The organism is Aureimonas sp. AU4 (genome assembly GCF_001463765.1).
Taxonomy (GTDB): Bacteria; Pseudomonadota; Alphaproteobacteria; order Rhizobiales; family Rhizobiaceae; genus Aureimonas.
On record NZ_BBWK01000001.1, the window covers coordinates 39,288 to 54,268 of the forward strand.

At 62.7% G+C, this 14,981-nt stretch carries 14 protein-coding genes; 2 read left to right on the forward strand and 12 right to left on the reverse strand.

Annotated features, from left to right (window positions below):
• Positions 1–6 precede the first annotated feature (6 nt).
• The 6 genes from hfq to AUL35_RS00225 all read right to left on the reverse strand — a co-directional run bounded on the left by hfq (position 7) and on the right by AUL35_RS00225 (position 7,616).
• Positions 7–252: an RNA chaperone Hfq gene (gene hfq / locus AUL35_RS00200; protein WP_062010849.1), complete on the reverse strand. Its 246-nt coding sequence runs from the start codon at positions 250–252 to the stop codon at positions 7–9.
• Between the two features lie 141 nt (positions 253–393).
• Positions 394–1,755 carry a sigma-54 dependent transcriptional regulator gene (locus AUL35_RS00205; protein ID WP_062010851.1) on the reverse strand — a complete coding sequence of 454 codons (1,362 nt, stop codon included), beginning with the start codon at positions 1,753–1,755 and terminating at the stop codon, positions 394–396.
• Positions 1,755–3,989: a PAS domain-containing sensor histidine kinase gene (locus tag AUL35_RS00210; protein WP_062010937.1), complete on the reverse strand. Its 2,235-nt coding sequence runs from the start codon at positions 3,987–3,989 to the stop codon at positions 1,755–1,757. Before AUL35_RS00210 ends, AUL35_RS00205 begins: the two co-directional genes overlap by 1 nt.
• Before the next feature lie 75 nt (positions 3,990–4,064).
• A complete protein-coding gene (ntrC, locus tag AUL35_RS00215; protein WP_062010853.1) occupies positions 4,065–5,513 on the reverse strand; it encodes a nitrogen regulation protein NR(I) in 1,449 nt (482 codons plus the stop codon).
• Positions 5,513–6,643, reverse strand: a complete 1,131-nt coding sequence (locus AUL35_RS00220; RefSeq protein ID WP_062010854.1) for a nitrogen regulation protein NR(II) — start codon at positions 6,641–6,643, stop codon at positions 5,513–5,515. The genes ntrC and AUL35_RS00220 overlap by 1 nt, the downstream gene beginning before the upstream one ends.
• A gap of 4 nt (positions 6,644–6,647) precedes the next feature.
• The gene (locus AUL35_RS00225) at positions 6,648–7,616 is read right to left on the reverse strand and encodes a tRNA-dihydrouridine synthase (RefSeq protein ID WP_244493616.1); all 969 of its coding nucleotides are present in this window, start codon (positions 7,614–7,616) and stop codon (positions 6,648–6,650) included.
• Between the two features lie 239 nt (positions 7,617–7,855).
• Here AUL35_RS00225 and AUL35_RS00230 point away from each other — a divergent pair, with 239 nt between their 5' ends.
• A complete protein-coding gene (locus AUL35_RS00230; protein WP_062010856.1) occupies positions 7,856–9,025 on the forward strand; it encodes a bifunctional 2-C-methyl-D-erythritol 4-phosphate cytidylyltransferase/2-C-methyl-D-erythritol 2,4-cyclodiphosphate synthase in 1,170 nt (389 codons plus the stop codon).
• Complete coding sequence (locus AUL35_RS00235) at positions 9,018–9,548, forward strand: CinA family protein (RefSeq protein ID WP_062010858.1); 531 nt, start codon at positions 9,018–9,020, stop codon at positions 9,546–9,548. Before AUL35_RS00230 ends, AUL35_RS00235 begins: the two co-directional genes overlap by 8 nt.
• Here AUL35_RS00235 and AUL35_RS00240 read toward each other — a convergent pair.
• The 6 genes from AUL35_RS00240 to AUL35_RS00265 all read right to left on the reverse strand — a co-directional run bounded on the left by AUL35_RS00240 (position 9,518) and on the right by AUL35_RS00265 (position 14,976).
• Positions 9,518–9,982 carry a type II toxin-antitoxin system RatA family toxin gene (locus AUL35_RS00240; protein ID WP_062010860.1) on the reverse strand — a complete coding sequence of 155 codons (465 nt, stop codon included), beginning with the start codon at positions 9,980–9,982 and terminating at the stop codon, positions 9,518–9,520. The genes AUL35_RS00235 and AUL35_RS00240 overlap by 31 nt on opposite strands.
• A gap of 6 nt (positions 9,983–9,988) precedes the next feature.
• Positions 9,989–10,957 (reverse strand): lipoyl synthase, encoded by a 969-nt coding sequence (gene lipA / locus AUL35_RS00245; RefSeq protein ID WP_062010861.1) that lies wholly within the window; start codon positions 10,955–10,957, stop codon positions 9,989–9,991.
• Positions 10,958–10,999: 42 nt separating this feature from the next.
• A complete protein-coding gene (locus AUL35_RS00250; protein ID WP_062010863.1) occupies positions 11,000–11,254 on the reverse strand; it encodes a GlsB/YeaQ/YmgE family stress response membrane protein in 255 nt (84 codons plus the stop codon).
• Between the two features lie 120 nt (positions 11,255–11,374).
• Positions 11,375–12,826: a dihydrolipoyl dehydrogenase gene (lpdA, locus tag AUL35_RS00255; protein WP_062010866.1), complete on the reverse strand. Its 1,452-nt coding sequence runs from the start codon at positions 12,824–12,826 to the stop codon at positions 11,375–11,377.
• Positions 12,827–12,877: 51 nt separating this feature from the next.
• A complete protein-coding gene (locus tag AUL35_RS00260) occupies positions 12,878–13,516 on the reverse strand; it encodes an SGNH/GDSL hydrolase family protein (RefSeq protein ID WP_062010868.1) in 639 nt (212 codons plus the stop codon).
• 20 nt (positions 13,517–13,536) lie between these two features.
• Positions 13,537–14,976 (reverse strand): pyruvate dehydrogenase complex dihydrolipoamide acetyltransferase, encoded by a 1,440-nt coding sequence (locus tag AUL35_RS00265; RefSeq protein WP_062010870.1) that lies wholly within the window; start codon positions 14,974–14,976, stop codon positions 13,537–13,539.
• Between the last annotated feature and the right edge of the window lie 5 nt (positions 14,977–14,981).

Below are 14,981 nucleotides of genomic sequence, written 5' to 3' on the forward strand. Positions count from 1 at the left end.
ATCAGTCTACCCGGCCGCTGCCTCGTCGCCGTCGTACATATTGACTGGCTGCGAAGGCATGATGGTTGAAATGGCATGCTTGTAGACAAGTTGGGAATGTCCATCCCGCCGCAGCAGAACGCAAAAATTATCGAAGGACGTCACGACCCCGGTCAGCTTGACGCCGTTCACCAGGAAGATCGTGAGCGATATCTTTTGCTTTCGAACCGTATTGAGGAACAGGTCCTGCAGGTTCTGCCCGCGCTCCGCCATCGACTTCCTTCTTCTTGGCTTGCCGACCGATTCAAGGGGTCGGTCATTGCTTATGATTCGACCCGTCGAGATCGCGGGTTCGATGACCCGAAGATAGGTTGGCGCTGTCTCGGACGCTAGTGCGCTGTAAGGCGCAACGCGTTAGATTCCGAGCGACTTCAGCTTGCGGTGCAGTGCCGATCGTTCCATGCCGACGAATTCGGCCGTGCGCGAGATGTTGCCGCCGAAGCGGTTGATCTGCGCCACGAGATATTCCTTCTCGAAGACCTCGCGGGCATCGCGGAGTGGCAGCGCCAGGATGCGTCCGTCCGACTGACTTGGGGTGCGCGGAAGCATGTCGCTCACCTCGTGCGGCAGCATGTCGGCGGAGATGGCCTCCGAGTCGTCCTGTCGCGACAGGATCATCAGACGCTCGATGTTGTTGCGAAGCTGCCGGATGTTTCCGGGCCAGTCGCTCGACTGCAGAACGGCCAGCGCCTCCGGGCTCAGGGACTTTGCCCGGATGCCGGTCTGGTCGGCGATCTGGCGCATGAAGGCCTCGATCAGCATTGGAATGTCCGAACGCCGGTCAGCCAGAGGCGGCACCGGGATCGGAACAACGGCTAAGCGATGGAAGAGGTCCTCCCGGAACGACCCCTCCGCAATCAACGACTCAAGGTTCTGCGCAGTGGACGAAATGATGCGCACGTCCACCTTGACCCGCTTCGCACCGCCGACCCGCTCGAAGGTCTGCTCTGTGAGGACGCGCAGGATCTTGTTCTGCGTCTCGCGTGGCATGTCGCCGACCTCGTCGAGGTAGAGAACGCCGCCATGCGCTTCCTCGAGGGCGCCCACCTTCCGCTCGACGCCCGGCGGCGTCTCGGTTCCGAAGAGCTCGATCTCCATCCGGTCCGGGGTGATCGCCGCCGCATTCAATGCGACGAAGGGGCCTTTGGCACGGGTCGAGGCGGCATGGATGGCGCGAGCCACCATTTCCTTGCCGGACCCGGAGGGGCCGAGGATCATTACGCGGCTGTTGGTGGGGGCGACGCGCTCGATCGTGGCACGCAGCTGATTCATCGGGTGCGACTTGCCGAGAAGCTCGGGCGAGTCCGACGAGCGGCGCCGCAGCTCGCTGACCTCGCGCTTGAGTTTGGAGATCTCGAGCGCGCGTTCCGCGACATGCACGAGGCGGTCCGCCTTGAAGGGCTTCTCGATATAATCGTAGGCACCGCGCCGGATGGCCGAGACCGCGGTCTCGATGTTGCCGTGGCCCGAGATCATCACGACGGGAACTTCAGGGTGCTGGACCCGGATCGCATCCAACACGTCGAGTCCATCAAGACGGCTGCCTTGAAGCCAGATGTCGAGGAAGATCAGGCGGGGAACGCGGTCCGCGATCGATTGGAGAGCCTGGTCCGAATTGCTCGCCGTGCGTGTCTCGTGTCCCTCATCCTCCAGCAGGCCCGCGACGAGTTCCCGGATGTCGGCTTCGTCATCGACGATCAGGATGTCCGATGCCATCAGTGCTCACCATTCGTGTTCGGTCTGTTTTCGTGCAGCCTTGCGGCAGTCATCGGCGATGCCGGGAGGCGGATGCGCACGAGAGCGCCATGCGGCACGTCCCGCGCGTCGTCCAGCTCGATGCTTCCGCCGTGTTCCTCGACGATCTTGCGAACGATCGCCAAACCCAACCCCGTCCCCTTTTCGCGCGTCGTCATATAGGGTTCGAGAAGGCGATCTCGACCCTCCTGCGGAAATCCTCGACCGTTGTCGCTGATCTCGACGACGTGCTCGCCGCCCTCGCGCCGTGCGGTCATACGGATGTGGCCGGCGTGGCCTTCCAGCGTTTCCATCGCCTCGACAGCGTTCTTCACGACGTTGCCGAAGGCTTGGCTGAGAAGTCGGATATCGAATGAGCCAAGTAAGGGCTCCTCCCCGATCAGGGTCTCGAAGGTGATACCATGGTCTCCCATCTCCCGCATGAAGACGGCCTCGCGCAGCGCTTCCCGCAGGTCGCGGTCCTCGAGGCGCGGCTTGGGCATGCGGGCGAAGGTCGAGAATTCGTCGACCATCCGCCCGATGTCCGACACCTGCCGGATGATCGTGTCGACGCAGCGATCGAAGACCTCGCGGTCGTTTTCGATCAGTTTGCCGTAGCGGCGACGAATTCGCTCGGCCGAAAGCTGGATCGGCGTGAGCGGATTCTTGATCTCGTGCGCGATGCGCCGGGCGACGTCTGCCCAAGCCGACGAGCGCTGGGCGTCCACCAGATCGGTGATATCGTCGATCGTGATGACGCTCGGACGCAGGCCCGTCCCGCTCTCCTCGGAGGTGACGCGGATCGTGAGGGTTCGCTCGCGTTCGCGAACCCTCAGCTTGATCTGCTCCTGGTACTCGGCGTGGCGGGATGAACCCGCGGCGCGGTAGATTTCATCGATCGCTGGGAAGCGTTCCGACAGCGCGTGGCCGACGACATCGGCCGAGCGAACCCCGAGGATGCGTTCGGCCGAAGGGTTGAGCATGCTCACGCGGCCTTCGTGACTGACGCCGATCACACCGGCGGTAACCCCGGACAGGACGGCTTCCGTAAAACGTCGACGTTCGTCGATCAGGTCCTTGGCATGCACCAGTTCATGCCGCTGGCTGCGCAACTGCCCGATCATGTTGTTGAACGTGTTCGAAAGGGAGCCGACGTCCCCATCCGATACACGCACGGGAACCGAGACGTTGAGGTTGCCCTCGCTCACCTCGTCGGCCGCGCCTATGAGCAGGCGGATCGGCCGAACCAGCCGGTCGGCCACGCCGATACCCGTCCAGATGGCGGAAAGCAGGACGATCAGGGTGATCCCGAGATACAGGAGCGCGAAGGCGATCTGCAGGTTGAAGCGGTTGCTCTCAAGGCTGGAGTATTCGGCCGAGCGCTCTTCCATCAGGCGAAGCGCGGAGATGACCTCGGGATCGACCGCCCGAACCGTGTAGAGATAGACGTCGCCGAAGCCGCGAAGGCGCGTCACTGCGCCGACAAGGTTCGTGACCCCGGGCGGAATGAAGACGAGATTGCCCTGGGACGCCTGCTCCAACGCATCGTTGGGCGGGACCGGAAGCGGCCGTTCCACCGGAACATCGGCGCGCAGGAACGGCGTTCCGTCCTCGCGAAGGAGCTGGGCGCCGAGCAGGGAGCGCCCCCTCGCCTGCTCCGTCATGAGTTGTTGGAAACCCATCCGGTCGAGATCGTACAGCTGCCGCTGCGCGCCAAGGTCGTACGCCATCGACATCGTCGAACCCTGCAGGTTGCGCGCGTTCTCGTTGACGTAGGCATGAGCGACGCTGGTCGACGACTCGACGATGGTACGGGTCCGAATCTCGAACCATCGGTCGAGGCCGAGGTCTAAAGTGATACCGGCGACGATGGCGACGAGGAGGGCCGGAAGAGCCGCCACGATGGAGAATAGAATGACGATGCGAACGTGAAGCCGTGACGCCGCCTTGCCCCGGCGGCGCGCGAGCGTCATGCGCGTGACCTCGCGTCCGATCAGCACGCAGAGAAGCATTACGAACGCGCCGTTCACGATCGACGCGATCTTCACGACCATATCGGTCGGCGCAATGGGCGTAAGGCCCATCAGCACCACAAACGAGATCGCGCCAGTCACAAGAGCGCCGACAACCGCAAGGATACCGGGAACGAGCATGAACCGACGCCGCTCACCGAGCGGCGTCAAATCGTCTCCCGATGACAAGGAATGCGCTGTCATGAGCACGCCCACCGTGAATCACGTGGCATGATTGCAACGCAATGTGTCTAAATTGCAACGAAGATTTCGGCGTCGTTATCTTATCGAGCGAACGATCGAGATGTCGAGATCCCGGATCTTCTTGCGAAGGGTATTTCGGTTCACACCGAGGAGGTCGGCTGCCTTGACCTGGTTGCCGCGCGTTGCGGCAAGGGCCGCAGCGATCAGCGGATATTCTACCTCGCGCAGAATGCGACCGTGAAGACCCGGCGGTGGAAGTTCATTGCCGTAGGAGGTGAAGTAGTCGGCGAGGTAGCGTTCGACCGACGCGGACAGGTCGATCGGCTTGTTGCCGTCACCCTCGCTGCCGGTCGGGCGCGCGTGGTCGGCGGCGAGCTCATGCTCAACGAGCTCGGCTGTGATCTCGTCCTGTGGGTAGAGCGCACACAGGCGTCTCACAAGGTTTTCCAGCTCGCGCACGTTGCCAGGCCATGAGTAGCGCCTCATGACATCCAGAGCACCGGACGTCAGCGTCTTGCGAGACAGGCCGTCCTTCTGCACGAGCGAGAAGAAATGATTGGTCAGGTCGCTCAGGTCCTCGATGCGCTCTCGCAACGGCGGAAGGCGTAGAGGGACGACGTTCAGACGATAGAAGAGATCCTCGCGGAACAGCCCGCGCTGAATGAGCTGGCGCAGGTCCTTATTGGTCGCAGACACAATTCGAACGTCGGTCGCGATCGGGGTGCGCCCGCCGACGACCGTGTACTCGCCCTGCTGCAGAACGCGAAGCAAGCGGGTCTGCGCCTCCATCGGCATGTCGCCGATCTCGTCGAGGAAGAGCGTACCACCCTCTGCCTGCTCGAAACGCCCACTCGTGCGGGTCTGCGCGCCGGTGAACGCACCCTTCTCATGACCGAAAAGTTCTGATTCGATCAGGTCGCGCGGAATGGCGGCCATGTTGATCGCGACGAACGGACCCTTCCGCCGGCGGCCGTAGTCGTGCAACGCTCTCGCGACGAGTTCCTTACCTGTTCCGGACTCTCCCGTGATCGTGACGGTCAGGTCGGTCTGCATCATGCGTGCCAGCGCGCGGTAGATATCCTGCATGGCAGGCGAGCGGCCGACTAGGGGGATCGCCTCGCCGCCGTCTTCCGCGCCACCTAGGCGAGCCTGCGCTTTTGGCTCCGCCAGTGCCCGCCTGACGATCGTAACCAGTTCCGCCAAATCGAAGGGCTTCGGAATATAGTCATAGGCCCCCTTCTCCGAGGCCTTGATCGCCGTCATGAACGTGTTCTGCGCGCTCATGACGATAACCGGCATGTCCGGTCGCGTGTTCTTGATCTTCGGCAACGTGTCGAAGACGTTGCCGTCCGGCATCAGAACATCGGTGATGGCAAGGTCACCGTCGCCTGAGCTGATCCATCGCCAAAGCGTTGCGATGTTCGATGTCACGCGCACCTCGAAGCCAGCCCGCATGAGGGCCTGGCTGATCACGGTCCGGATCGCGGCGTCGTCGTCCGCAACGAGAATCTGCGAACTGGCCATCAGCGACTCCGTCGTCCAGAGGTGTTGGAAGCGTCCGAACGCTGTGGTTCGCTCCAGGCAGGCATGAGCACCCGGAACATGGTTTGGCCCGGGTGGGACTCGCATTCTATGACGCCGCCGTGGTCGCCGACGATCTTGGCGACCAGGGCAAGACCCAGACCCGTCCCGCTTGGCTTCGTCGTGACGAAGGGGTCGAAGATGTGTTCGCGGATATCGTCCGGCACGCCGACGCCGTTGTCCTCGACAATGAATTCGAGGGGTAGCGTCACCCGGGACTTCGTACCGGGGACAGACAACCGCACGCCGGGGCGAAAGGCCGTCGAGAGCCGGATCTCGCCGTCTTCCCGGTCTTTCAGCGCTTCGCTGGCATTCTTCAGCAGGTTGAGGAAGACCTGGACCAGTTGATCGCGGTTCGCGAAGACCGGCGGAAGTGACGGATCGTAAACTTCGTGAATGCGAATGCCACGTGCGAAGCCGCTCTTTGAGAGGGTCTTCACATGCTCGAGCACGGAGTGAATGTTGACCGCCGACCGCTCGATCGGCCGTTGGTCCGAAAAGACCTCCATTCGGTCGACGAGTTTGACGATGCGGTCGCTTTCCTCTTGGATGAGGCGCGTGAGGACACGGTCCTCGTCCGTCGCAGCGGTCTCGAGGAGCTGCGCCGCGCCCTTGATGCCCGACAACGGGTTGCGAATTTCATGAGCCAGCATCACTGCGAGACCCGTGACCGTGCGCGCAGCCGAGCGATGCGTGAGCTGGCGGTCCATCTTGTCGGCGATTGAGCGCTGCTGAATCATGATGACGACATGATCGGCTCGATCCGGCAACGCCGAGACGTAGACGTCGACCAACCGCTCGCCCCCGAGGCGCGGCGAGGAGATGTCGACGCGGTACTCACTGATGCGGGATTGGTGATCCCGCACCTGTTCGATCAGACGGAAGATCGGGCTATCGGAAGGAATGAATTGCTGGAGGCTGCGTTTGGCGAGGCTGGCCGCGCTCGACGAGAAGAACTGCTCGGCATCCGAATTGACGAAGACGAAGCGATTTGCCCCGTCGCAGACGAGAACCGGATGAGGAAGCGCATTCAGGACTCCGGCTTCTTGTTGCGAGAGGAGCGTCTCGGGCATGGCGTCAGGCTGCCTTCCGTTGGATGCGTGCAGACTCAAGCTCCGCTGCCGAGACACCAGCGAAGAGGCGGCGAAGGGAGGCGAAAACCTCGTCGGAGCTGCTCTGGCGCAAGAGCACTGCCGTCTCACTCGACAGCTCACCCACGAGCCTTGCAAGGCCCTCCAGATACCAGCCGAGGTGTTTGCGGGCGTGGCGCACCCCGACCGAAGGCCCGTAATGCGTCAGCATGGCGTCGTAATGCTCTGTCGTGATGTCGGCCATATCGCGTTGCGCAAGGTCGACCATGCTCGCTCTTCCGGCAAGGAGCGCCGGTGCCCAAGGGCGACCGCACGCACCGCGGCCGACCATCAGGCCTTGGCAACCGCTTCTTGCCCGCATGAGCGGGACCTGATCCGGATCGGTGAGGTCACCGTTGGCTGTCACCGGCAAGCCTGTCGCTCGTGCGACGTCGGCGATTGCTGACCAATCGGCATGGCCTTCATAGAATTGGTCGCGCGTGCGTCCATGAACTGTCAGACGCACCGCACCCTCTTCCGAGGCGGCTTTTGCGATATCCGCTGCGTTGAGCTGCGATCGATCCCAACCGAGCCGCATCTTGACGGAAACAGGGACGGAGCCGGCGCCACGCTTCGTTGCGGCGACGATGCGCCGAGCAAGATCCAAGTCACGCATGAGCGCCGCGCCGGACGCACCGCCCACAACCTTCTTCGCGGGGCAGCCCATATTGATATCGATGTGGTCGGCGCCACCGCCTGCGAGGTGGCGCGCCGCCTCCTCCATCGCCTTCGGCTCGCGCCCTGCCAACTGCACGGCATGGACGCCATCGCCGGCTCGCTGCGAGCGAAGGAAGCTTTCGGCATCTCCGCGCACCAACTCACCACTCGCGACCATCTCGCTGAAGACGATAGGCGTTCCGAAGGATCGGACCAGTCGCCGAAACGGAACATCTGTGATGCCCGAGAGGGGCGCCATAACGACGTCGAACGGGTCTCGCGCCGAACTCGCTGCTTGAATGCCCGCTGGACATACAGTTGCTCGAGATGGCGCAGGATTCGTCAGCATCCTTGTACCATATCGAGGCATGCTTAAATCGCAAGCACGAAACGGGTGCAGTGCAACACCAGGGCGCTCATGTGCTATGGAGTCGGCTCATTGCGAAATCGCCGGCAATATGATCTTCCGGCCCGTTCAGGTTTTTGGAAGGCTCACCCATGAGAGTTGCGGCCATTCTCGTTGCGGCCGGGCGCGGCGAGCGCGCAGGACCGTCCGCGGATGGACCGAAGCAGTACCGAACAATCGGCGGACGGGCCGTGATCGCCCACACTTTAAACGCCTTCCGCGCCGCAGGCACAGTCACTCAGATCGTAGTCGTCGTTCATCCCGACGATATCGAACGCCTACGGACTGCAAGCGACACGGGCGACTGCCTGATCGTCCCGGGCGGCCCCACACGGCAAGCATCCGTTTTGGAAGGACTACTGGCGCTTCGCTCCCATGTGCCGGACATCGTGCTGATCCATGACGCCGTTCGACCCTTCGTCACGGCCGAACTGATCGATGAAGTCGTGAAGACAGTAGCGGAAAGCGGTGCCGCCCTCCCTGTGCTCCCCATCACGGATACGGTCAAATCAGTCGATCCCGTCGGGAAAGTCATCACCACGGTACCGCGGGCAGGCTTGTTTGGTGCTCAGACGCCGCAGGGCTTCCGCTTTCGTGAGATTCTCGCAGCTCACCACGCCGCGGCGGCCAGCGAGGACGTCGTGTTCACCGACGACACCTCGATCGCGGAATGGCACGGGATCCCGGTGCAGACCATTCTCGGCAGCGTCGACAATGTGAAGCTGACGACAGCACGTGATATCCAGATCGCCGACGAGCGACTGAAGGGATTCCTCACGATGGTGGATGTGCGAACCGGGAATGGATACGACGTTCACCAGCTCGTTGCGGGAGATGGCGTGACGCTCTGCGGGGTGCGTATTCCCCATGACCAGACGTTGCTCGGGCACTCCGATGCGGATGTCGGGCTACACGCGCTTACGGATGCGCTCCTGGCCACATGCGGCGGCGGCGACATCGGTCTTCACTTCCCTCCGAGCGATCCGCAGTGGAAAGGCGCGTCGTCGGATCGTTTCCTGCGGCATGCCGCAGAGATGGTCTCTGCGAAGGGCGGCCGCATCTGCAACGTCGATGTCACGCTGATCTGCGAGGCCCCGAAGATCGCACCCCATCGCGAGCGCATGACACGGGCCATCGGGAATGTGCTCGGTCTGGATGCCGACCGGGTTTCGGTGAAGGCCACGACCAACGAGACCATCGGTTTTGTCGGGCGCCGCGAGGGAATTGCGGCCATCGCGACGGCAAGCGTTGTCTATGCTTGACGCGGAAATCGAAGACACGGCTGCGCGCCTGATCACTCTGCTGTTGAAGAAAGGGCGGAAAGTCTCGACGGCGGAGTCTTGCACGGGCGGACTCCTCGCCGGCGCGATCACCTCCATTTCCGGGTCGTCCGCTGTCTTCGACCAAGGCTTCGTCACCTATTCGAACGCTGCCAAACATGAGCTTCTGGCGGTGCCGCAGAGGCTACTCGATACATTCGGCGCCGTTTCGAGTGAGGTTGCCGAGGCGATGGCAAGAGGCTTGCGCGCGAGGACGCAAGCCGACTACTCGATCTCCGTCACCGGCATCGCCGGTCCCGGCGGCGGCACGGGCGCGAAGCCTGTAGGTCTTGTTTATTTCGGCATCGCGACCGCGGCCAGCGTCGTTACATTCGAGCAACGCTTCAAGACGCTCGATCGTGCGGGCATAAGGCGAGCGAGCGTCCTGTTCGCCCTGGCTGCCGTCACGCGCAGCGTCGAAGCCGACCGCTGCGGTCAGGCGCTTGACGGCGACGCACGGCCGTAGACGACATCCGCCCGCTCTTCGAACGCATTGGCGAAGCGACGAAACGCGTAGTCGAACATCGAGCCCATCAAGAGTCCCAGGGCCCGACTCTTGAACTCGTAGTCGATGAAGAACCGCACCTCACATCCCGAACCCGCAGGCAGGAAGGTCCAACGGTTCTCGAGGTAGCGAAACGGCCCGTCGACATAGGAGACGTCGATCTGCCGTTCGTCGGGCCGCAGGAGAACCTGGGAGGTAAAAGTCTCTCGGACAAGTTTGTAGGCGACCGTCATATCCGCGATGAGCAGCGTCTTGCCGTCCCGCTCACGGCGCGAGCGGACCACGAGGTTCTGACAAAGCGGCAGGAAGCGCGGGTAATGCTCGATATCGGCGACCAAATCGAACATCTGGTCGGGAGTATGGGAAACCGTGCGCGCGTTTTCGAATTTCGGCATCCAGCGTTAGGCCGCCTGACGCGCCACGCGGGCGGCCTTGAGACGGGCAAAATCATCACCCGCGTGGTGCGACGACCGCGTCAGCGGGCTTGAGGCCACAACCAGAAAACCCTTCGTGTACCCGACCGTTTCGTAAGACTTGAACTCCTCCGGCGTCACGTAACGCTTCACCTCATGGTGCTTGCGCGTCGGCTGAAGGTACTGACCGATCGTCATGAAGTCGACGTCGGCTGTCCGAAGGTCGTCCATGAGCTGAAGAACCTCGTTCCGCTCTTCGCCCAGACCGACCATGATGCCGGACTTGGTGAAGATCGTCGGGTCGAGTTCCTTCACGCGCTGCAGCAACCGGATCGAGTGGAAGTATCGAGCACCTGGCCGCACCGTCAGGTAATTGGAGGGCACCGTTTCTAGGTTGTGGTTGAAGACGTCGGGACGTGCATCGACCACAGCCTCAAGCGCCCCCGGCTTGCGAAGGAAGTCCGGGGTGAGGATTTCAATGGTCGTAAGCGGGGCGGCAGCACGTATCGCACGGATGGTGTTGACGAAGTGTTGCGCGCCACCGTCGGCCAGATCATCCCGGTCCACCGAGGTGATGACGACGTGGCTCAGACCCATGCTCGCAACGGCACGTCCGACGCTGGCGGGCTCATCACGATCCAATGCGTGGGGCATTCCGGTGGCGACGTTGCAGAAAGCACAGGCTCTCGTGCAGATGCCGCCCATGATCATGAACGTCGCGTGCTTCTTTTCCCAGCAGCCGCCTATGTTCGGACAGCCAGCCTCCTCACACACGGTAACGAGCTTATTCGATTGGACGATCTCGCGCGTCTCGAAATAGCCCTTCGAAACGGGGGCCTTGACGCGGATCCAGTCAGGCTTGGGGAGAACCGGCGTGTCCGGCCTGCGAGCTTTTTCCGGATGACGCGGCCGAGGCACGGCCTCGGCCGACGAGCGCTTATCGAGAATGGTGACCATGACACTCTAACTAAGCAAGGCCACCAATGAACGCAACGCGACTTATGCGCGACCGCGGATGGCACGCCACAGGAAGATGAGGATGCACGCGCCGATGATTGCGACGATGAACTGAACGTACCAGATCGGCGTCGTGTACACGCCGAGCAGATTCAGAATGAAGTTGAGGAACAGGGCGCCGACGATGCCCAGGATGATATTCGTCAGAAGGCCGATATTGGCCTTCATGATCTTTTCCGCGACCCACCCGGCAAGACCGCCGAGAATGATCGACATAATGATACCCTGTCCGTCCATGCGAAACTCCTGTTCGAGCTGCGGCAAAACTGCACGCCCAGAAGCGTAAATGGGTCGAAATTCGGGCGGTCAAGAAGAGGTGACATCGGAAAGATGTGGTCACCACCCCCTGACGCGAATTCACATGTGGATGACCTTGCCGTAGGCGTCGAGAACGCTCTCGTGCATCATTTCCGACAGGGTCGGATGCGGGAACACCGTGTGCATCAACTCTTCCTCGGTCGTCTCGAGACCCATGGCGATGACGAAGCCTTGGATGAGTTCGGTCACCTCGGCTCCAACCATATGCGCGCCCAGCAGCTCGCCGGTCTTGGCATCGAAGACGGTTTTGACCATGCCTTCGGGTTCACCAAGCGCGATGGCCTTGCCGTTCCCGACGAAGCGGAAGCGTCCGACCTTCACCTCCCGACCGTTCTCCTTGGCACGCGCTTCGGTCAGGCCGACAGATGCGATCTGCGGTTGGCAGTACGTGCAGCCCGGGATCTGCGTGCGCTTCATCGGATGGGTTTCGAGGCCCTTGATGGCCTCGACGCAGATCGTCCCCTCGTGTTCCGCCTTGTGGGCCAGCATGGGCGCTCCAGCGACATCACCGATCGCGTAGATGCCGGGGATGTTGGTTCGACCCGCACCGTCGATCTTGATGATCCCGCGATCTATCGCGACGCCGAGACCCTCTAGATTCAACCCTTCGGTATTGCCCTGCACACCGACGGCGGAAATCAGACGCTCGGCCTGTAGGGTCTGGGTCTTGCCGTCCTGCTCGACGACGACCTCGACGCCGGGGCCGGACTTGGTCACCTTCGCGACCTTGGCGCCCGACAGGATCTTCATGCCCTGCTTCTCGAACTGCTTTCGGGCGACAGCCGCGATCTCGGCATCCTCCACCGGCAGGATCTGGGGCAGCAGTTCGACGACCGTTACCTCAGCGCCCATCGATCGATAGAACGAGGCGAACTCGATGCCGATTGCGCCCGAACCCATGACGATCAACGACTTCGGCATGGACGCCGGCTTCATCGCCTCGAAGTACGTCCAAATTCGATCGCCGTCCGGCTCCATGCCCGGCAGAACGCGAGGGCGCGCGCCCGTCGCTATGATCACGTGCTTCGCCTGATAGGTTCCGTGCGGCAGAACGTTCTTTGGAATAGGGTTCTGCGGCTGAACCGCGGGCTTCGATGGCGCGCCTACCTGTATCTCGGCTGGCCCACCCTTTCCGGCCTTCGTGATCTTCGCTTCGCCCCAGATCACGTCGACCTTGTTCTTCTTCAGAAGCATAGCAACGCCGCCGTTAAGCTGCGCCGAGACACCGCGCGAGCGTTTGACGACGGCGTCGACGTCGAATCCGGGCTGCGCGATCTTCAGACCGTAGCTCTCGCCATGCTGCGCGTAGTGGTAGATCTCGGCCGAACGCAGAAGGGCCTTGGTCGGAATGCATCCCCAGTTCAGGCAGATCCCGCCAAGGTGTTCTCGTTCAACGACCGCGGTGCGGAAGCCCAGCTGCGCGGCGCGAATGGCCGCCACGTAGCCACCGGGGCCGCCGCCGATGATGAGGATGTCGTAGGAGTCAGCCATCGATCAGCGTCCTGAAGGGTTGAGGTGAGAGGGCTGCGCCGGGCGCAGCGTTCATAGAAGCGCTTCGAGGGTCGCCGCGATGGAGACACCGAGCTTTCGGGTGTTCTCGGCATCCAGGTGGATTCCATCGGTGGGCGTGGCCATACAGACTTCCGAGGCGGCGACATGGATGCATCCGAGGCGACGGGCGAGCGCATCGTAAAGCGGCGCGAACTGCGAGGACTCAGCTTGAGCGAACCCGAACATCGCATCGAAGTCCTCGTCCTGGGTTTCCACGAGCGAGGGGGGCGATACGATGATGATCTCGGGGGCATCGAAGTCGAAACCGTAGGGAAAGCTGCGGGCGATCTCGACCAACCGCTCCATGCCCCATGCCGCCTCGCGTGCCCGACCACCGCCCGTGTGGCGCTTGAGGTCGTTCGACCCGAGCGCCAGAACGAGAATGTCGATCGGTGCGTGAGTCGCTAGGATCGTCGGAAGGACGCGGGCGCCGTTGCGATCGCCTGCCGAAAGATAATCGTCATAGGCCGTCGTCCGGCCGTTCAGGCCTTCCGCGATGACGCGCGCACGGGTCCCAAGTGTTTGCTGGACGACGCTCGGCCAACGGTCCTCGAACCGGTGACGTCCCTGCCCATCCGCATCGAACCCCCAGGTCAGCGAGTCGCCATAGCAAACGATCGTCGAAGTCATGACGTCCGCTTCCCTCAAGCTCAGACCAGCATGCTCATCGGGTTCTCGATGAAGCGGCGGAAAGCCGACAACAGTTCGGCCCCCAAGGCTCCGTCGACGGCGCGGTGATCCGTCGACAGCGTCACCGTCATCACGTTGGCGACCGTTACCGCTCCGTTGCGGACGACCGCCCGTTCCTCGCCCGCACCAACCGCCAGGATCGTCGCGTGCGGCGGGTTGATCACGGCCGCGAAGTCGCGGATGCCGAACATGCCGAGATTGGACACAGCCGTCGTTCCGCCCTGGTACTCTTCGGGCTTCAGCTTGCGCGAGCGCGCCCGCTTGGCGAGATCCTTCATCTCGTTGGAAATGGCCGAAAGGGTCTTCTCGTCCGCCCGCCGGACGATCGGGGTGATCAAACCGCCTTCGATCGACACCGCGACACCGACATCGGCATGCTTGTGCTTCAGCATCGCCTGCTCGGTCCACGAGACATTCGCGTCCGGCACGGCTTGGAGAGCACAAGCCATGGCCTTGATGACCATGTCGTTGACCGAAAGCTTGTAGGCCGGCTTGTCGCCCACCTCGGTCCGAATGGTCGGAGCCGCCGCATTCAGTTGCTTGCGTAGCGCCAGCAGGGCGTCGAGCTCGCAGTCCAGGCTAAGATAGAAGTGCGGGACGGTTTGCTTGGACTCGACGAGACGCTTGGCGATCGTCTTGCGCATGCCGTCGTGCGGAATCTTCTCGTAGGAGCCTTCCGCAAAGAGCTTGAGAATTGCGTCGTCCGAGGCAGGCTTCGTCGGAGCAGAAGCGGCCTGAGCGGCGGGAGCGGTTGCAGGGTGCTGAGGCTCGGAAGGTTGCGCTGCCGGCTTGCCAGTGGCTGCGCCCATTGCGGCCGCCTCGACATCGGCCTTCACGACACGGCCGCGCGGACCCGAACCCGAGACGGCGGAGAGATCGACGCCCTGCTCCTTCGCCAGGCGCCTCGCCAACGGGGACGCGATCGTGCGGCCTTCAGACCTGGCTGTGCCGGAGGATGGCGCCAACTCACGCGAGCTCCCGCCGTCCGATGCCGTCTCGGAGGGACGCTGATAGGAACGCTGCGAAAGATCCTTCGCTTCCTCCTGTCCGACGACGACCGCGTTGTCGCCCGTCGCGCCGCCCTTCGGCTTCGCATCGCCCGCTGCATTCGTGGCGGTCGCCTCTTCGGCGCCGGAGGAAGCGGCGCTCGCATCCTCGCCATCAGGAGCGAGGATCGCGATGACGGCGTTGACCTTCACGCCCTCGGTTCCGGCCGGGACGACGATCTTGGCGACTGTGCCCTCGTCGACGGCTTCGACCTCCATGGTCGCCTTGTCGGTCTCGATCTCCGCGATCACGTCGCCGGAGGAGACCTTATCGCCCTCCTTGACCAGCCACTTCGCCAGGTTCCCTTCCTCCATGGTCGGGGAAAGCGCCGGCATCGTCACGTTGATCGGCATGGTGG